Origin of the sequence: Ralstonia sp. 25C (genome assembly GCF_051904805.1) — a bacterium.
In the GTDB taxonomy this organism is placed as follows: domain Bacteria; phylum Pseudomonadota; class Gammaproteobacteria; order Burkholderiales; family Burkholderiaceae; genus Ralstonia.
Window position 1 is genome coordinate 324,957 of the sequence record NZ_CP196738.1, and the last position, 17,362, is coordinate 342,318.

Genomic DNA, 17,362 nt, shown 5'->3' on the forward strand with positions numbered 1-17,362 from the left:
GCCACACCTGTTGTCTGGGTGTGGCATTACCCCATCGAACTCCCCGGGCAGGCAACACAGTGCTGTATATTCATACAGTTATTTTCTGTGATGCCCCGCCGTGCTTTCCGCTTCACTTATTCCTGACTCCGCCAGCGCTCCGGCGTACTTGGCCCAACTGAACGACCAGCAGCGCCGCGCGGTCGAGTTCGGCATTTCCGGGGCGGATGCGGCGGCAACCGGCCCGCTGCTCGTACTGGCCGGCGCCGGGTCGGGCAAGACGCACACGCTGGGTTGGCGCGTTGCGCATCTCGTCGCCAATGGGGCCGACCCGCAGCGCATCCTGCTGCTGACGTTCTCCCGCCGCGCAGCGAGCGAGCTGTCCAACCGAGCCGGTCATCTGCTCGCCCGCGCCATGCAAGGCGAACGCACAAACAACGCACTGAATGCCGCCGGCACGTCGTACCAGACCACCCTGCCGTGGGCCGGCACCTTCCACGGCATCGGCGCACGCCTGCTGCGCGAATACGCCGAGCGTGTCGGCCTGGCGCCCGATTTCACCATCCACGACCGCAGCGACTCGGCGGATTTGCTCAACGTCGTGCGCCACGAACTGAACCTGTCGACCAAGGAACGCCGCTTCCCGCTCAAGCAAACCTGCCTGGCCATCTACTCACGCGCGATCAACGCCGAGAGCCCGCTGAATGCCGTGCTCAAGCACCACTTTCCCTGGTGCGCGATGTGGGAAGCACAGCTGCGCACGCTGTTCGACGCGTATGTCGAAGCCAAGCAGGCCCAGCACGTGCTCGACTACGACGACCTGCTGCTCTACTGGCACGCCATGGTGTCCGACGCCGAACTGGCCGCCGAGATCGGCGCGCGCTTCGACCACATCCTCGTCGATGAATACCAGGACACGAACCGGCTGCAGTCGTCCATCCTGCGTGCGCTGCGCCCCGATGGCCGCGGCGTGACGGTGGTGGGCGACGATGCGCAGTCGATCTATGCGTTTCGTGCGGCGACGGTGCGCAACATCCTCGACTTTCCGCGGCACTTCTCGCGGGCGGCACACACGGTGCTGCTGGAGCGTAATTACCGCTCGACGCAGCCCATCCTCGATGCCTCCAACGGCGTGATGCGCTTTGCCACCGAGCGTTTTGCCAAGACGCTGTGGACGGATCGCGCGTCGACGCATCGCCCGCGTTTGATCTCGGTGCGCGACGAAGCCGAGCAGGCGCGCTGCGTGGCCGAACAGGTGCTGCATCAGCGTGAAGGTGGGCTGGCGTTGAAATCGCAGGCCGTGCTGTTCCGCACGGCGAGCCACAGCGCGCCGCTGGAGATCGAACTCACGCGCCGCAACATCCCATTCGTGAAATACGGCGGCCTGAAGTTTCTGGAAGCCGCGCATGTGAAGGATGTGCTCTCGGTGTTGCGCTGGGCGGAGAATCCGCGCAATCGCATCGCTGGGTTTCGCGTGATCCAGTTGTTGCCCGGCGCGGGCCCCGCCACGGCCGCACGCGTGCTCGACGCCATGGCCGAAGCGGTGGACCCGATTGCCGCATTGCTCGCCTACGAGGCCCCCGCCCGCCTGGCCGGTGACTGGGCCACGCTGATCACGCTGATGCAGACCCTGCGCACACCGAAGGACAGCCTGGAATGGGCCAGCGAACTCGAAGCCGTGGGCGCGTGGTACACGCCCCACATGGAACGGCTGCACGACGATGCCGCCGTGCGCCAGGGCGATCTGGACCAACTCGCCCGCATGGCGTCCACCTACGCCACGCGCGAACGCTTTCTTACCGAGATGACGCTCGACCCGCCGGAGTTGACCAGCGACGAATCCGGCGCCCCGTACCGCGATGAGGACTACCTGATCCTCTCGACCATCCACTCATCGAAAGGCCAGGAGTGGAAGGCCGTGTACGTGCTCAACGCCGTGGATGGCTGCATGCCGGCCGACCTGGGCGCTGGCTCGCACGAAGAGCTGGAAGAGGAGCGCCGCCTGCTCTACGTGGCGATGACGCGTGCGCGTGAGCACCTCGACATCCTTGTGCCGCAGCGCTTCTACGTCACGCAGCAGACACCCAATGGCGACCGGCACATCTATGCATCCCGCACGCGCTTCATTCCGCCCGCGCTGCTGCCGCTGTTCGAGGCCTGCGCCTGGCCGCAGCCAGAACCCGGCGCAGACCCGGCTGCGGAGGCGCGCGCCGCAGCCAAGGTGGACCTCACCAAGAAGATGCGCGGCTACTGGCAGAAGTAACGGCGGAAGCCATCAATGCACTTCGATCTCGGGCTGCTTGACGACCTGCGTTGACTCGAAGCGAGAGAGCTGCGCGAAGATCCACGCTGCCGCCGCCGTCATGATGCCCACGCAGACGAAGGTCTTGTGGAACGCGGCCAGCGTATCGCGCCCTTCCGGCCCGGCGGTAAAGTCTGTAAAGCCCGCAAGCAGCGCGCCGGCGGCGGCCACCCCCAGACTCATCGACAGCATCATCACCATGGACAGCATGCTGTTGCCCGCACTGGCCAGCGGCCCGTTCAGGTCTTTGAGCGTGAGCGTGTTCATCGCAGTGAACTGCATCGAGTTGAAGGTGCCGAACAGCGCCAGTTGCACGATGCGCAACCACACCGGCACATCGGGCGTCATCACCGCAAAGCTGGCCATCATCAGGCCGACCATCAACGTGTTCACAAACAGCATGCGCCGATAGCCATAGCGCTTGATGGCCCACGTGCCCAGGGGCTTGGCCGCCATGCCCGCAGCCGCCACCGGCACCATCATCAAGCCGGCCTGCAACGGCGAATACCCCAGGCTCACCTGCAGCAACAGCGGAATCAGGAACGGCATGCCGCCGCTGCCGATGCGCGCAAACAGGTTGCCCAGCACGCCAATCGAAAAGCTCGGAATACCGAACAGCGTGCGTGGGAACAGCGGCCCGGCCACACGCCCCGCGTGCAACCAGTAAGCCGTGAGCGCCGCCAGCCCGAAGATCAGCAGCACGAGCACCGTCGCGTGCTGGAAGCCCAATTCCGACAGGCCATCCAGCGAGAATGACACCGCCGCCATGCCAAACGCCAGCATGAGATAGCCCGACCAGTCGAAGCGGCTGTCATCCTCGGCACGCACATCGGGCATGACCTTTAGCGTGACCAGCGCGCCAATCACGCCTACGGGAATGTTGATGAGGAAGATCCAGTGCCACGACGCCGCCTGCACCAGCCAGCCACCCAACGTCGGGCCGATCAGCGGGCCGATCAGCCCCGGAATGGTGACGAAGCTCATGGCCGGCAAGAACTGCTCGCGCGGCACCACTCGCAGCACCGTCAGCCGCCCCACGGGCATCAGCAACGCGCCACCCACGCCCTGCACCACGCGCGCGGCAATCAGCATGGTCAGGCTGCGCGACTCCGCACACAGCAACGAGCCGATGGTGAACAGGAAGATGGCCGCGAAGAACATCTTGCGTGTGCCGAAGCGATCGGCCAGCCAGCCCGAGGCGGGCATCAGCATGGCGGTCGTCAACGTGTAAGCGATGATGACCGATTGCATCTTCAGCGGGCTTTCCGACAGGCTGCGCGCCATGGCCGGCAAGGCCGTATTGACGATGGTGGAATCCAGCGTCTGCATGAACAGACCCATGGCCACCAGCCAGAGTAACGGTTTGAGAGAGGTATCGACGGAAACGGAAGATGACATGGCGAAGCAGTTGGGCGTGCGGCGGAGCCGTCATTGTGGCGTGCCCCGCCCGGGCTCGCAAACGGTGTACCCGGCAAAACGGCACGTTCCGCCCTACCGCCAACGTGGGCACTGGGCTCTGCCTATACTGGAACGTTCGCCCTCGTCACTCGTGCCTTTCCTCCCGCCATGACAACCCCCACCGCCACCCGCCTTGAACGCGACACCTTTGGCCCCATTGAAGTCCCCGCCGATCACCTGTGGGGCGCGCAAACGCAGCGGTCACTGCAGAACTTCGACATTGCCGGCGACCGCATGCCGCGCGAACTGATCGACGCGCTGGCGCGCATCAAACGTGCCAGCGCCGCCGTCAACCATCGCCTCGGCCTGCTGTCCGCCGACAAAGCCAACGCCATCATTGCCGCCGCCGACGAGGTTATCGCCGGCAAGCACCCGAACGAGTTCCCTCTGGTGGTCTGGCAAACGGGCTCGGGCACGCAGACCAACATGAACATGAACGAGGTGCTCGCCAACCGCGCCAGCGAGTTGCTCGGCGGCGAGCGCGGCGAAGCGCGCCTCGTGCATCCGAACGATGACGTCAACCGCAGCCAGTCGTCCAACGACGTGTTCCCGACCGCCATGCACGTGGCCGCAGTAACGGCCATCACGCACCATCTGATTCCGTCGCTGCGCACGCTGCGCGAAACGCTTGCCAAGAAGGCCGCAGATTTCGACGGCATCATCAAGATCGGCCGCACGCATCTGCAGGACGCCACGCCGCTCACGCTCGGCCAGGAGTTCTCCGGCTACGTCGCCCAGTTGCAGCACAACGAAACGCATCTGAACGCCGCGCTGCCGCACTTGTGCGAACTTGCGCTGGGCGGCACGGCCGTTGGCACTGGCCTGAACGCACCCGCTGGTTACGCTGAGCAGGTGGCCGCCGAGTTGGAGCAACTCACCGGTCTGCCCTTCATCACCTCGCCGAACAAATTCGAAACGATGGCATCCGCCGATGGCCTCGTGCATGCACACGGCGCGCTGAAAACGCTAGCCGCCAGCCTGACGAAAATCGCCAATGACATCCGCTGGCTGGCAAGCGGCCCGCGCAGCGGCTTAGGCGAACTCTCCATCCCCGAGAACGAACCGGGCTCGTCCATCATGCCCGGCAAGGTCAACCCCACGCAAAGCGAAGCCGTGACGATGCTCTGCGCCCAGGTGTTCGGCAACGACGTCGCCGTCAACGTGGGCGGTGCATCGGGCAACTTCGAGCTGAACGTGTTCCGCCCGATGATCGCCTACAACTTCCTGCACAGCGTGCGCTTGCTGGCCGACGGCATGCGCAGCTTCAACGACCACTGCGCCGTGGGCATCGAACCCAACCGCAGCCGCATCGACGAACTGGTCCAGCGCTCGCTGATGCTGGTGACCGCCCTCAACCCGCATATCGGCTACGACAAGTCGGCGCAGATCGCCAAGAAGGCACACAAGGAAGGCACGAGCCTGCGCGAGGCCGCATTGGCGCTGGGCTACGTCACACCCGAGCAGTTCGATGCGTGGGTGCGGCCGGAAAACATGGTCGGCAGATAAGCGACGGACTCCCCCGGGCCCCGCGCAGACAGCCTCAGCGCGGGTTCGGAAAGCGGATGCGGAATTCGGTGTACTCGTGCTCGACCGAATGGCACGAGATGCCCGCGCCCCAGCTATGCAGCACCTTGCGACAGAACATCAGGCCAATGCCCGTGCCGCGATGCGCGGGGTAGGAAACGAACGGCTGGAACATCCGCTTGAGCACAGTCGGCGGCACCCCGGCCCCGGTGTCGCGCACCACGATCTCCACGGTTTCGGGCTGCAGCGCATAACCGATGTGGATGCTGCCCTTGCCAACGCGGTGGATGGCTTCCAGTGCGTTCTTGGTCAGGTTGGTGATGATGTGTTCGAACAAGCTGGCGTTGCCCAGCACCTGCACGCCCGTGCTTGGCGCGATGGACACCAGCTCCCGCGTGCCCGGCTCGAACGGATAAGCGCCCACTGCCGAGCAGATCGCCTCATGCGGGTCGAACCAGCCGGTGCTGACGGTTTGTGGGTCTTTTGAGTTGGCGACCAGTAGTTCGATACTGGTGTTGGCGCGAACCACATCGGCACGCATGCGCTCGACGGCTTGCTGCACAACCCGCAAATCGGGATGATCGACCGGCACCATGTTCGGCAGGCGCTTCTGGATACCTTGTGCTGTCAGCGCGATGCTGGCCAGCGGCGTTCGCAGCTCATGGGCAACGGTGCCCAACGCCAATTCCATACCACGCCGCTTGTGTTCCGCCAAAACCTGTCGATCCAACTTGATGACAATGAGCACCGCAATGACAAACGCCAAAATCGGGATTTGGACCAGCAGGGTGTGCCAAGGAAACGTGTCAACGGCGTGGCCAAGCAGAAAAAACAGCGTTGTCGCAGCAATCGCTCCCGTTGTAAGCGAGACCAAGGCGAATGTTGCACCGAAGTGGAACAAGATCACCACCGCGATCATCACGGATTCTGCCCATACCATCGTTCCCGCGTTTTTCAGGTAGAAGAAGATAAAGGCAAAAGGCAAGCCGGCCGTAATTACGAACAGCGCGTAAGGCGGCAGCCATTTGTACTGAGACAGCCGGGTTGCAAACAATAACGGGATGAACAGCAGCATGCACAGCAATCGCAACCAAAGATTCTCATAGGGTTGCGGAAACACATACGCCCAGATCCAGAAATACAGTGGATGCCCTACCACGCCCAGCACACCCACAAAGCGGATGCGCTGCAAACGTGCGGCACTCTCTTCATCAACGAGTGCCGCTTGCACCAGGGTATTCACCAGCTGCTGCCAGCGTCGAACCACCCAACTGACTGGGTTATCTGGCAATACGTTGACCTGCTCTATCGTCATAAGGTCTTGGAAAACTCTCTCAATGCGTCAGCCGGAGCGGCTCGTCTCGCCCGTCGCGTAGAGGGCCACGCATCCAGCCCCACTTGGTCACGAATGTCCCCCAGCACGCTTAATAAACGCTGGATATCTGCCGGGGCAATTTTGGCATGCAGTGTCAGCCGGATTAAAGCTCGATTTTTAGGTGTAGCAGGTGCACAGAATACAGCGCCAAAAATTCCATTGGATTGCAATGCGTCACGAAGAATTTTGACCTGCGGTTCCGAACCCGCCTCCAGCGCGATGATCTGCTCGGTACCTTGCTCAATGTTGTAACCCAACTGGGCAATGCCGGTTCTGATTGAACGCGTAATCGCATGGAGTTTCTGCCGACGATCATCCGCGGCAGCAATAAAGTCCACCGCAGCATCAAACCAGGCCAACTCATGACGCAGGAGCCCCGAACTAAAGATAGCTGGACGCGCCTCCACGGTGAAGAATTCCTTGAACGTACCACTGCAGGCGACGAATCCCGCGCGGCCGGCAAACGCCTTGGCTAACGAGGCGGTCCGAAAGTGCACCTTCGCCTCAAGACCGAGCTCCACCACCAGGCCCGCGCCGCTGGGTCCGTGCGTACCCAGGGAGTGAGACTCGTCCACCACGAGCACCGACCCGGTGGATTCTGCAAGCGCTGCGACCTCCCGTAGGGGTGCAACACTGCCTGTCGTACTGTAGACGGCATCCACCACAAGGATGCCCGGCCCAGTGCACTCCAGTTGCCGCCTCAGATGTTCAACATCGTTGTGGCGGAACGGAACAGCCCGAGCCTCAGCAGCATGAATCCCCTCCCACAAGGAGGCATGCGCATGCATATCCACATAGACCGGCACGCCGGGCCCAGCGATGCATTGGATCAATCCCACATTGGCGGCCCACCCCGACTGCGCAATCAAACCGGCCTCAGCCCTCATCAGCTTGGCCAGTCGAGCCTCTAGCCGGCTCTGCGGCGTGTCGCCATGCTGAAACACAGCAGACATCAGCACCTCATGCTCATGCCCAAGTAGCGCGCGCGCCTGCGCACGCACAAGTGAACGCTCGCCGAGGAGACACAGATAGTCGTTGCCGTTCAGAAGCAACGCGTCTGGACCTGGCATCAACCCATGCAACAGGTGATCGCCACCCCAGAGTTTTCCCATGCGGTCATCGAAGTGACGCCGCATGCGGGCCTCGATCCAGTCCGGCAATGCCGGTGGCGCAACGAAAGGTGTGGGAACAAGTGAAGAAGGAACTTGCGTGGGCAGTGTGGTCATGAAGGCCTCGTCGGTTGATGAAAAACACCGATGGCCTTGCATCCGCCATCGGAATGCAACCCGAAGTACCACTCTGCCCGTCATGGGTGAAACATGAACAGGCTGAAATATGTATTAAACCGAAAGGCCTAGACCGTTCATCAGCCGCGCTGCATGACGCGTACATCCACGCGTTCGGGCGCCAACGCCCGCTCAAATACCGCGCGGGCGGCATGCGTCGTGCCCGTGCCGCACATGAACGCGTCCACGGCGGCAAACCCATGTTCCGGCCAGGTATGGATGGAAAGATGGGATTCCGCCAGCAGCAGCACGCCGGTCACGCCGCCCTGCTCACCTGCCGGCAAACCGGCGCGCAGCGAATCAAAGCGATGCAGGTGCGCATGCAGGATGGTCGCCCCCAGCGCAGCGGCCGCCGCGCGCAAGGTAGTTTCCAGCGCCGCCGGATCGCGCAGCAAATCAGGCGCGATCCCGTACAAGTCGAGCAGCAGATGCTCCCCCACCGCGGCGGGTACATCGGCCATGGAGGGCGGCACGTCAGTCCGCGTCACTTGTGGCCCCCGCTGAAGCCACCACCATAACCACTGCCGCCCGAAGAACCGCCCCAGTAGGACGAACCGCTGGAGCTATTGCCGTACGACGGCGTGCGCGGCGCGGCAAACCCCGCCTTCCAGTCCATGTATGTCGCGCCGATGACCACCGCCACGGCATAGAAGACGAACCACCCCTTCATTCGCCACCCCCAACCTTGGCGACCAGCCACGCCGGCACAATCAGCAACAGCGCCGCAAACAACGTGATCACAAACACTGACCCCGGCGCCATGAAGAACGGCACAAGGTTCAGCAAGCCCAGCAGCACGCACGCCACCACGGCCACCGTCATGTAATTCGACGACGATTCTTCAACCGGTTCCGGCACCACCTTGCCGAACCACGCCTTGATCTGCGCGGCACTCACCGGCGTGCTCTTGGACCACGTCAGCTCATGCGCGTCGCTCTCGGCGGCGAGGCTTTCCTGGCCGGCGGTGTATTCCACCACGCGCGTCTGGTCGCCCGCCTGCACGCGCCAGTTGAACGCGCCGGCGGCGTAGGTCACGCGGGCGGTGTAGTCCTCGTCGCGGGTGTATTGCGTATTGCCGAGCGTGGCTTTACGGCCGTCGGTCTGTGTGGGCCAGCGGTCGAGCACGTTGGCGCGGAACCAGCCGTCATTGGTTTCGACCATCCAGCTGAAACCGCGCTTGGGCGTGTACAGCAGGTATTCAAACCATTCACCGCCACCGTCGACCACCGTGCGGCGCATCACGCCAATGACCTGCCACTGCTGGCCATCGATGAGCGCCTTGTCGCCCAGTTCCAGCGTGGTGACAACCTGCGGCACTGACCGCGCGCGGGCGATGATCTCGCCGCGCGGTGTGGCCGCATCGATGGCCGCGCCGCAGCCCGGGCACAGCACGTGGCCGGTCATGCCGGGGCTGAACGGAATCGACGTGCCGCACTGCGGGCAATCGAGGTTGGTGAGTTTGCGCGGAACGCGGCCGGCGGTTTCCTTGATCTCGGCGTCGGTGCGCAGGAGCTGGCACTTGAGCAGTTCGAGCGTGGTGGCTTCGCCCACGTAAAGCGTCGGGGCAGTGCCGTCAGAGTAGTCCAGCGTGATGAACGCATCGTCGCGGCGGCCATCGGCCACCTTGGCATGCCAGCCTTCGCCCACGCGGAACGGCAACTCACCCTGGCCGCCGGTGCAATCGGCCTCGCGCACGTCGGACAGCGTGAACGGCTTGCCTTCCGCCTCGTACTGCAGACCCGGACGCAGCGTCTCAAAGGCGACAGCGTTGGCCGGTGTGCCGCGCGAAAAGGTGATCGTCACTTGCCCGGAGGCTTCTGCCAGCCAGCCATCGGTGCCGTCATCGAAGAGGATGTACCACTCGTTCCAGAAGCCGGCGTCGTAGCGCAACTGAATGCGACCGACGACGGTGAACGCCTTGGTCTTGTAGCGCCCGGTGGTGCCGATCTGCACGCGTGCGTAGTCCTCCAGCACGGCGGACATCTTGCCGATGTCGGACAGCGTCTCGCCGTCGCGCAGCAGCGTGCTTTTGCAGAAGCTGCACACCGTCATGACGGCGGCGGCAGACTTCAGTTCCACCGGCGCGCCACACGCCGGGCAGTTGGCATGAAACATGGTCAGGTCGTTCGATCGCGCGAAACATTGCGCAGAAAAACGGGCGGCTTACGGTGCCGCCCGATCATCCAATCCGTAAGGCTGAAGATCAGCCTCCGGTCAGCGCCTTGAGCACAGCAGCCTTGCCAGCATCAAAGTCCGCTTGCGTGATGAGGCCCTTGTCGAGCAATTCCTTGAGCTTGCCCAAACGTGCGGTCGGGTCGTCTGCGGCCGGCGCTGCAGGCGCGGCGGCGGCCGGTTGCGCTGCCGGCGCTTGTGCGGCACCGCCCTGCACTGCCGTGCGCAGGCTGTCAGCCATCGCCTGGCCCATCGCCAAGCCCGCTGCCAGGCCGGCGCCTGTGCCCGCGATGCCACCTTCATTGCGCGCCGCCAGCGGCAGCGATTCAGCTGTCTGGTACTGCGTGAAGCGCTGCATGTCGCCGGTCATGTCCATGCTGATGCGGCGGTCCAGCGCGGCCTGCAGTTCGTCCGGCAGCGTGACACTGGAGACCTGGAAGCTATCCAGCGCCAGGCCGTACTGCGTGAACTGCGGCGCCAGAGCCTCGCGCACCTTGTTCGACATCAGCATCTGGTTGGCGGCCAGGTCCAGGAACGGCACACCGGATTCGCCAAACGCCGTGGCCATCGCACCCATGATGACGGGGCCGAGTTGCGCCTCGACTTCATCCACGGTGTAGATGTCGCGCGTGCCGCTCACCTGCTGGTAGAACAGCTTGGGGTCGGCCACGTGGTAGGCATACACGCCAAAGGCGCGCAGGCGCACCATGCCGAAATCCTTGTCGCGCACCGTGACCGGCTGCGGCGTGCCCCAGCGGCGGCCGAGCTGCTGGCGCGTGCTGAAGTAGTAGACGTCGGACTTGAAGGGGGACTCAAACAGCTTGTCCCAGTTCTTCAGGTACGTGAGAACGGGCAGCGTCTGCGTGGTCAGCTTGAAGGTGCCGGCGCTGAACACATCGGCGATCTGCCCTTCGTTGACGAACATCGCCATCTGCGAGTCGCGCACGACCAGGGTGCCGCCGTTCTGGATTTCCATGTCCTGCATGGGGTAGCGCCAGGCGAGCACACCGTCTTCGCTCTCCGTCCACTGCAGGATGTCAATAAACTGCTTTTTGATAAAACTGGACAGGCTCACAGCAAACTCCTTCGCAATGATTTGCGGGGCAGGAACAATCAGAAAATCAGGACACGAATCAGGACAGGCACGCCGCGTTGATCACACCAACCGCCAGCGCGCTCACGCCAAACAGCATACCGGCGGCAATGTTGTTGTGCTCGATCTGGAGGCGGTAGTCCGGCATCAGCCGCGTCAGCACCAGAAAGACGATCAATTGCACGATCGACGCCATCACCGCCCAGAACAGAAACGGCATCAGGCCATCGGCGTGCGTGATGCTCGACGCGATGGTCAGCACGAAACCAAGCAGCGCACCGGCCAGCGACAGCGCCGCCGCAATATTGCCTTCACGGATCAGCTTGAACTCGTCATACGGCGTCAGACGCAGGTAGATGAAGAAGAAGCCAGAGAACACCAGAGCACCCGCCAGCAGGTGCGAGGCGTAGGCGATCACGGAAGCGGTCATGTCGGGCATGGCAGATGGTGGCCAACGTGGGCTGGCAGTGCATAGGTGGCGCCACTATAGCGGCTCATGCGTCGCTTGCGTACCCCCCATTCTGTTGCGCGCGATGCGCTCGCGGCGGCACGAAAAAGACGGCACAATCGCGCTCGCCATTCGGGTCCGCCGTTTGTTAACGCCCCTTCATTTTCCACCCTTGCCGCATGTCGACGCCGCAGCCTGACGCCACTTACGAATCCACGCAGCCGGCCGGCCGCGGCAATGCCCTGCTCGTTCTCGCTGTCTTCATCGTCGCCTCGTGCGGGCTGGCCTACGAACTGATTGCCGGGGCATTGGCTTCGTACCTACTGGGCGATTCCATCCTGCAGTTCTCCTCCATCATCGGCGCGTACCTGTTTGCGATGGGCATTGGCTCGTGGCTCTCGCGCTATGTGGCGGATGATGCGCTGCTCGCCCGCTTCGTCGATCTGGAACTGCTGGTGGGGCTGTTTGGCGGTGTATCGGCGGCAGCGCTGTTTGTGTTGTTTGCGGTGGAATCCGCACCGTTCCGGCTGGTGCTGTATGCGCTGGTGACGGTGATTGGCGTGCTGGTGGGCATGGAGATTCCGCTGGTGATGCGCATGCTGCATCGCCGGCAAGCCAAGTTCTCCGACCTGGTCAGCCGCGTGCTGACGTTCGATTACCTGGGCGCGCTGGCGGTGTCGCTGCTGTTTCCGCTGGTGCTGGCGCCGCGCCTGGGGCTGGTGCGTACCGGTTTCCTCTTCGGCCTGTTCAACACGGCGATTGCGGTGTGGACGCTGTGGCACTTCCGCGCCGAGCTGGCCCTCACCGCGCGCATGCGCACGGCCATGGCGTGGCGCGCGGGCGCGGTGGCGGCGGCGCTGCTGGCGGGCTTTGGCGCGTCGGACAAGCTCACACATTGGTCGGAACGCGCGCTCTTTGGCGACGAGATCATCCACGCGATTTCCTCGCCGTATCAGCGGCTGGTGGTGACACGCTGGAAGGATGATCTGCGCCTCTACATCAACGGCAACCTGCAGTTCTCCTCGCGGGACGAATACCGCTACCACGAGGCGCTGGTGCTGCCTGCGCTGGAATCCGTGCGCGGCGCGCGACGCGTGCTGGTGCTGGGCGGCGGTGACGGCCTCGCGCTGCGCCAGATCCTGAAGTACCGCGAAGTCGAACACGTCACGCTGGTCGATCTGGACCCGCGCATGACGAACTTGTTCTCGCATGCGGAAGCGCTGGTGGCGCTCAACCAGCATTCGTTCAGCGACCCACGCGTGACAGTGGTCAACGCCGATGCGGGGCAATGGCTGCAGACCGCCACCGACATGTTCGACGTGGCCATCGTCGATTTTCCGGACCCGTCCAACTTCAGCATCGGCAAGCTGTATTCGGTGCCGTTTTACCGGCTGCTGTCGCGCCATGTGGCGGATACGGGGCTCGTGGTCATTCAGGCGACGTCGCCCTACTTCGCACCGCGCTCGTACTGGTGCGTGGACGCGACCTTGAAGGAAGCCGGCTACCGCACGTGGCCGTATCACGCGCTGGTGCCGTCGTTTGGCGAATGGGGCTTCATCCTGGCGGCGCCGGGCCGTGCGGACTTCCAGCCGCCCACGTCCTACCGCGTGCCGACACGCTTCCTGGATGCCGACACCACGCGCCAGATGTTCAGCTTCGCGCCCGACATGCCGCGCCCGCAGGTGGAGCCCAACCGGCTGAACAATCAGTCGCTGGTGCGGTATTTCGAAGAAGACTGGCACGGCGTGCTGCGCTGATGGCGACGCGACGCAGCTTTCTGGTGGGCGCGGCGGCGGCCGGTGTGGCTGCGGCAGGTGCTGCTTCGTGGGCCGGCTTTCGCGCCTTGACGGAGATCACGCCCAAGGTGCGCATGCCTGGCCAGGCTGCCGGCCACCAGTTACGCGATCTGCGTGCCTTGCCCGCGCCATCGGAAACACGGCGCGTCGGCGTGGCCATCTGTGGCAGCGGCATCGGCGGATTGAGCTGCGCATGGCGGCTGGCGAAGAGCGGCCGGCACGATGTGGTGGTCGTGGAGGGGCCGGAGCGCTACGGCAACGCCGCCGGTGGCGGGTTCAATACGGCGTCGGGCACCCAGCGCTTTCCGACGGGCGCGCATTACCTGCCGCTGCCGTCGATGGAATCGACGCATGTGCGCGAGATGCTCGCCGACTTTGGCGTGATCGAGCGCAACCCATTTGCGCTGCGCCCCACCTATGACGAACGGGTGCTCGTGCATGCGCCGGATGAACGCCTGTGGCTCGGCGATCGCTGGCAAGACGGCTTCGTCCCGCATGAGGGCATCACGCCCGAAGAGCGTGCCGAGCACACCCGCTTCTTCGCCCACATCGACCGCCTGCGCCAGACTACCGGCAATGATGGCCGACGCATCTTCACCGTCCCCACGGCGCTGGCTTCCGCTGACCCGGCCTGGCGCGCGCTCGACACACTCACCTTCCGCGACTGGCTGCACCGCGAGGGTTACCACGCCACCACGCTGCACTGGTATGCCGATTACTGCTGCCGCGACGACTATGGCAGCACCGCCGACCACGTCTCCGCGTGGGCCGGCATTGCCTACTTCGCCAGCCGCGGCGGCATGGCCAGCAACGCCGAACAGGGCACCGTACTCACGTGGCCGGAAGGGCTGGACTGGATGGCCGAACGGCTCTTTGAAGCTGCCGGTTTGAAAGAGACGGGCCGCCTATTGACTGGCAGCGCCGCACGCATCGGCACAACAAACGAAGGCGGCGCGCATGCTTTCGCCGATGTGCTGCAAGCCGATGGCCGCGTCATACGGCTGCTGGCCGACCACGTGGTCAGCGCGATGCCGCTGCATGTAGCTAAACATGTCGTCGAGGGCTTTGACGTGCCCGCCGCCGAGCTGCCCGAAGCCGCACCGTGGCTGCTCGCCAACCTGTTGATCGAAGGCTTTCCGCCCGAGCACGACGACACGCCGCTCGCGTGGGACAACGTGGTCTATCGCGGTACGGGGTTGGGCTATGTGGTGGCCAATCACCAGGACATTCGCGTCGGGCCACCTGCGCAAAGCGTGTTCACGGCCTATGTGGCGCTGTCGGACATGACGCCCAAGGCCGCGCGCGAATGGCTGCTGAAGGCACCGCCACAGGCGCTGCTGGATCGCGCGCTGGCCGATCTCGATACGGTGTACGGCATCCGCCTGCGCACACAGATCCGCCGTGCCGACCTGACGCTACGTGGCCATGCGATGGCCATTCCCACGCCGGGCTTTCTCTCGCGGCCGGGCATTGCGCGCCTGCGTAAGAGCGCCGGACCGATCCACTATGCACATGCGGACCTGTCCGGCTATTCGGTCTTCGAAGAAGCCGCGTGGTGGGGTGACCGCGCGGCGCGGGTGATTCTGGCCGGTTAGCCCTTGCTCCAGAGCGTACGACCAAAGAACGTCAGCGCGCGGTCCCACGCATGCTGCGCCCACACCGGGTCGTATTGCGTGGCGGCAATGCGGTTGGGGCCGACGGCGGTTTCGTTGGCGAAGGCGTGGTGTGCAAGGTAGCGGTGGAAGTCGACATCGACACCGGCGCCGGTCAGCTTCTTTTCCAGTTCGTCAACCGTTTCGATCTTGAAGAAGCCATCTTGCGTGGCCCAGTGGCCCTGCACCGGCACCTTGATCTTCGAGGCATCGATGTACTCCAGCGGCGGGCAGCCGTACCAGACCACACCGGCAGCGGCTTCGGGCACATTGCACAGCGCCAGCAGCGTCAGTGCGCCACCCATGCAGTAGCCCGTCACGCCCACGCGGTCGCAGGTCTGCTTGAGGTACTGCACGGCGCCGCGCACGTCTTGCGTGGCCGCATCGCCAAAGTTCAGGTTGCTCATCAGGTGGTGAGCCTCTTCCTCTTCCACCGTCATCGAGCCTCGATAGAGATCGGGCACCAGCGCCACATAGCCGGCGCGCGCGAGGCGATCCGCCACGCCCTTGATCTGGTCATTCAGGCCCCACCACTCCTGGATGACGACCACCCCGGGGGCGCCCTCCGCCTTGGCCGGCTTGGCCAGACAGCCCTGGAGTTCACGCCCGTCCGGGCGCTTGAACGAGATCATGGATCCTTGCGGCGCAGTCATGCGTGGCTCCTTTGCCTGAAACGAAAGCGCACAGCATAGCCGCGGGCCGTGAAATTTGCAGCCGCCCCTCGCGATGATCCAAGTGAGCTAAAGCCTTCCCCAACAAATTTAACCCGGGTATTATTGACCAACCTTTATTACCCGGGTAATAATTAGCGAACGACGCCTGCGAATCAACGCAGGCTTGACCACACATCCATCGCACAAGGACCCACCATGACCAACCGACGAGAACTGAAACGCCAGTACCTGGAGACCCGAAGCCGCGCGGGCGCAGGCTGGGGTGTTTATGCCATCCGCAACCTCATCACCGGCCGGGCGCTGGTCAAAGGCAGCACGAACGTGCAGGGCACGCTCAACCGCCATCACTTCGAGCTGAAGCACGGCACCCATGCCAACGCGTTGCTCCGCAAGGACTGGGCAGACCACGGCGAATCGAGCTTCGTGTTTGAAGTGCTCGATCTGGTCAAGCACCGTGAGGCGCCGGACTTTGATGCGGCGCACGAACTGGAAACGCTGGTCACGCTCTGGCGCCAGGAAGTCCCCTGCCAAGGCGCATGTGGCTATGAAAACGAGGAGCGCGCAGCATGAGTACCCCGGGATTCACGTTCTGCATGGCAGTGCAGCGCGCACAGGCCAGCCTGCAGCGCAAACTCGACGACAAGCTCGGCACGCACTACGGCATCGATTTCGCTGATTTCGTGCTGCTGGATTGGCTGGCCTCACATGCAGACAGCCACGCCAGCCTCGCAGAGTGCGCGCAGCCGCTCGGGCTGCCTCGCCCTGCCGTGCTTCAGCGCGTGCTGGCGTTGGAGAAGATCGGCCTGGTCGAGCGCCAAAGCACGCACGCGGGCCGCCAGATTGCCATTCGCCCCGCAGGCAAGACGCTCGCGCACAACGCACGCGAGACCATCGACAGGCTCTGCGGCGAGGCGCTGACGGCAATCGAGCCGGCATCCATCGCCTCGGCGGAAGTGTCGCTGCACACCTTTGCCAAGGCCCGCGTGCTGACAGCGCTCTGATACCCCTCCTTCTGGGAGCAGGCAGGCGGCGCAAAATCTCTATCATGGCGGCACGCTCATTCCTGACATGACAAACGCCATGATCAAAACCCTTGCCCTGATCGTCTACCTGCTGGTACTGCTGATCCACGTCTACATCGTCGTGCTGGAGATGGTGTTGTGGAAGTCGCGCGGCCCGAAGGTGTTCCGCATGACGCCCGAGAAAGCTGCCGAAACCGCAGCCATGGCGTCCAACCAGGGCCTGTACAACGGCTTTCTGGTAGCGGCGCTGGTGATCGGGCTGGTCGCGCCGGACCCGGCCATCAACGCCGCGTTTGCGTTGTTCGGGCTGATCTGCGTGGCGGTGGCCGGCATCTGGGGCGCCATCACTGTCAGCCGGCGGATTCTGTATGTGCAGACCGTGCCTGCGGTGGCAGCGCTGGTGCTGCCATTGTTTGCCTGACGGCGGTGTGCGCTCAGGCGACGGCGGCGATGCTTGCCTGCACCGCTGTCGCGCACTAGCTTGAAAGGAGTCAGAGGGCCGCACCGCACCGGAGGCGCCCTCCCAACGGGATTTCACACATGCCGCAGCGTTGCCGCCAAACATGCGTCCTGACGCTGCT

16 protein-coding genes are annotated in these 17,362 nt (G+C 64.0%); 7 read left to right on the forward strand and 9 right to left on the reverse strand.

Features of this window, described 5'->3' with window-relative positions; all coding sequences use genetic code 11:
- The first annotated feature begins 100 nt into the window (after nt 1–100).
- The gene (locus tag ACS7SF_RS19930; RefSeq protein ID WP_439893870.1) at nt 101–2,242 is read left to right on the forward strand and encodes an ATP-dependent helicase; all 2,142 of its coding nucleotides are present in this window, start codon (nt 101–103) and stop codon (nt 2,240–2,242) included.
- A gap of 12 nt (nt 2,243–2,254) precedes the next feature.
- Here ACS7SF_RS19930 and mdtD read toward each other — a convergent pair whose 3' ends face one another.
- Nucleotides 2,255–3,679, reverse strand: coding sequence for a multidrug transporter subunit MdtD (gene mdtD / locus ACS7SF_RS19935; RefSeq protein ID WP_439893871.1), 1,425 nt, complete (start codon nt 3,677–3,679; stop codon nt 2,255–2,257).
- Between the two features lie 168 nt (nt 3,680–3,847).
- Here mdtD and fumC point away from each other — a divergent pair, with 168 nt between their 5' ends.
- Nucleotides 3,848–5,245, forward strand: coding sequence for a class II fumarate hydratase (gene fumC / locus ACS7SF_RS19940; protein WP_439893872.1), 1,398 nt, complete (start codon nt 3,848–3,850; stop codon nt 5,243–5,245).
- Nucleotides 5,246–5,279: 34 nt separating this feature from the next.
- Here fumC and ACS7SF_RS19945 read toward each other — a convergent pair whose 3' ends face one another.
- The 7 genes from ACS7SF_RS19945 to ACS7SF_RS19975 all read right to left on the reverse strand — a co-directional run bounded on the left by ACS7SF_RS19945 (nt 5,280) and on the right by ACS7SF_RS19975 (nt 11,628).
- Entirely contained in the window at nt 5,280–6,506 is a 1,227-nt protein-coding gene (locus tag ACS7SF_RS19945; RefSeq protein ID WP_439893873.1) for a sensor histidine kinase, read from the reverse strand.
- Nucleotides 6,507–6,574: 68 nt separating this feature from the next.
- Entirely contained in the window at nt 6,575–7,864 is a 1,290-nt protein-coding gene (gene cqsA / locus ACS7SF_RS19950; protein ID WP_439893874.1) for an alpha-hydroxyketone-type quorum-sensing autoinducer synthase, read from the reverse strand.
- A 140-nt stretch (nt 7,865–8,004) separates the two neighbouring features.
- Nucleotides 8,005–8,412: an adenosylmethionine decarboxylase gene (gene speD / locus ACS7SF_RS19955; RefSeq protein ID WP_439893875.1), complete on the reverse strand. Its 408-nt coding sequence runs from the start codon at nt 8,410–8,412 to the stop codon at nt 8,005–8,007.
- The gene (locus ACS7SF_RS19960) at nt 8,409–8,594 is read right to left on the reverse strand and encodes a hypothetical protein (RefSeq protein WP_426399935.1); all 186 of its coding nucleotides are present in this window, start codon (nt 8,592–8,594) and stop codon (nt 8,409–8,411) included. Before ACS7SF_RS19960 ends, speD begins: the two co-directional genes overlap by 4 nt.
- Nucleotides 8,591–10,039, reverse strand: a complete 1,449-nt coding sequence (locus ACS7SF_RS19965; RefSeq protein ID WP_439893876.1) for a DUF4178 domain-containing protein — start codon at nt 10,037–10,039, stop codon at nt 8,591–8,593. Before ACS7SF_RS19965 ends, ACS7SF_RS19960 begins: the two co-directional genes overlap by 4 nt.
- A gap of 88 nt (nt 10,040–10,127) precedes the next feature.
- Nucleotides 10,128–11,171, reverse strand: coding sequence for an SPFH domain-containing protein (locus tag ACS7SF_RS19970; protein WP_439893877.1), 1,044 nt, complete (start codon nt 11,169–11,171; stop codon nt 10,128–10,130).
- 58 nt (nt 11,172–11,229) lie between these two features.
- Nucleotides 11,230–11,628 (reverse strand): DUF350 domain-containing protein, encoded by a 399-nt coding sequence (locus ACS7SF_RS19975; RefSeq protein WP_439893878.1) that lies wholly within the window; start codon nt 11,626–11,628, stop codon nt 11,230–11,232.
- A 188-nt stretch (nt 11,629–11,816) separates the two neighbouring features.
- Here ACS7SF_RS19975 and ACS7SF_RS19980 point away from each other — a divergent pair, with 188 nt between their 5' ends.
- On the forward strand, nt 11,817–13,394 hold the full coding sequence (locus tag ACS7SF_RS19980; RefSeq protein WP_439893879.1) for a polyamine aminopropyltransferase: 1,578 nt from the start codon (nt 11,817–11,819) through the stop codon (nt 13,392–13,394).
- Complete coding sequence (locus ACS7SF_RS19985) at nt 13,394–15,028, forward strand: NAD(P)-binding protein (protein ID WP_439893880.1); 1,635 nt, start codon at nt 13,394–13,396, stop codon at nt 15,026–15,028. Before ACS7SF_RS19980 ends, ACS7SF_RS19985 begins: the two co-directional genes overlap by 1 nt.
- On the opposite strand, the gene ACS7SF_RS19990 is transcribed toward ACS7SF_RS19985, so the two are convergent.
- The gene (locus ACS7SF_RS19990; protein ID WP_439893881.1) at nt 15,025–15,738 is read right to left on the reverse strand and encodes a dienelactone hydrolase family protein; all 714 of its coding nucleotides are present in this window, start codon (nt 15,736–15,738) and stop codon (nt 15,025–15,027) included. The genes ACS7SF_RS19985 and ACS7SF_RS19990 overlap by 4 nt on opposite strands.
- A gap of 216 nt (nt 15,739–15,954) precedes the next feature.
- Between ACS7SF_RS19990 and ACS7SF_RS19995 the strand changes: the two genes are divergently transcribed.
- The 3 genes from ACS7SF_RS19995 to ACS7SF_RS20005 all read left to right on the forward strand — a co-directional run bounded on the left by ACS7SF_RS19995 (nt 15,955) and on the right by ACS7SF_RS20005 (nt 17,202).
- On the forward strand, nt 15,955–16,329 hold the full coding sequence (locus tag ACS7SF_RS19995) for a GIY-YIG nuclease family protein (RefSeq protein WP_439893882.1): 375 nt from the start codon (nt 15,955–15,957) through the stop codon (nt 16,327–16,329).
- Complete coding sequence (locus ACS7SF_RS20000; protein ID WP_439893883.1) at nt 16,326–16,760, forward strand: helix-turn-helix domain-containing protein; 435 nt, start codon at nt 16,326–16,328, stop codon at nt 16,758–16,760. The genes ACS7SF_RS19995 and ACS7SF_RS20000 overlap by 4 nt, the downstream gene beginning before the upstream one ends.
- 79 nt (nt 16,761–16,839) lie before the next feature.
- Nucleotides 16,840–17,202, forward strand: coding sequence for a DUF1304 domain-containing protein (locus ACS7SF_RS20005; protein ID WP_439893884.1), 363 nt, complete (start codon nt 16,840–16,842; stop codon nt 17,200–17,202).
- Nucleotides 17,203–17,362 lie beyond the last annotated feature (160 nt).

Excerpts from the sequence above, each read along its gene's own strand:
- mdtD (WP_439893871.1), bottom strand. The coding sequence starts at position 3,679 with ATGTCATCTTCCGTTTCCGTCGATACCTCTCTCAAACCGTTACTCTGG.
- fumC (WP_439893872.1), top strand. The coding sequence starts at position 3,848 with ATGACAACCCCCACCGCCACCCGCCTTGAACGCGACACCTTTGGCCCC.
- cqsA (WP_439893874.1), bottom strand. The coding sequence starts at position 7,864 with ATGACCACACTGCCCACGCAAGTTCCTTCTTCACTTGTTCCCACACCT.
- ACS7SF_RS19960 (WP_426399935.1), bottom strand. The coding sequence starts at position 8,594 with ATGAAGGGGTGGTTCGTCTTCTATGCCGTGGCGGTGGTCATCGGCGCG.
- ACS7SF_RS19965 (WP_439893876.1), bottom strand. The coding sequence starts at position 10,039 with ATGTTTCATGCCAACTGCCCGGCGTGTGGCGCGCCGGTGGAACTGAAG.
- ACS7SF_RS19975 (WP_439893878.1), bottom strand. The coding sequence starts at position 11,628 with ATGCCCGACATGACCGCTTCCGTGATCGCCTACGCCTCGCACCTGCTG.
- ACS7SF_RS19980 (WP_439893879.1), top strand. The coding sequence starts at position 11,817 with ATGTCGACGCCGCAGCCTGACGCCACTTACGAATCCACGCAGCCGGCC.
- ACS7SF_RS19985 (WP_439893880.1), top strand. The coding sequence starts at position 13,394 with ATGGCGACGCGACGCAGCTTTCTGGTGGGCGCGGCGGCGGCCGGTGTG.
- ACS7SF_RS19990 (WP_439893881.1), bottom strand. The coding sequence starts at position 15,738 with ATGACTGCGCCGCAAGGATCCATGATCTCGTTCAAGCGCCCGGACGGG.
- ACS7SF_RS19995 (WP_439893882.1), top strand. The coding sequence starts at position 15,955 with ATGACCAACCGACGAGAACTGAAACGCCAGTACCTGGAGACCCGAAGC.
- ACS7SF_RS20000 (WP_439893883.1), top strand. The coding sequence starts at position 16,326 with ATGAGTACCCCGGGATTCACGTTCTGCATGGCAGTGCAGCGCGCACAG.
- ACS7SF_RS20005 (WP_439893884.1), top strand. The coding sequence starts at position 16,840 with ATGATCAAAACCCTTGCCCTGATCGTCTACCTGCTGGTACTGCTGATC.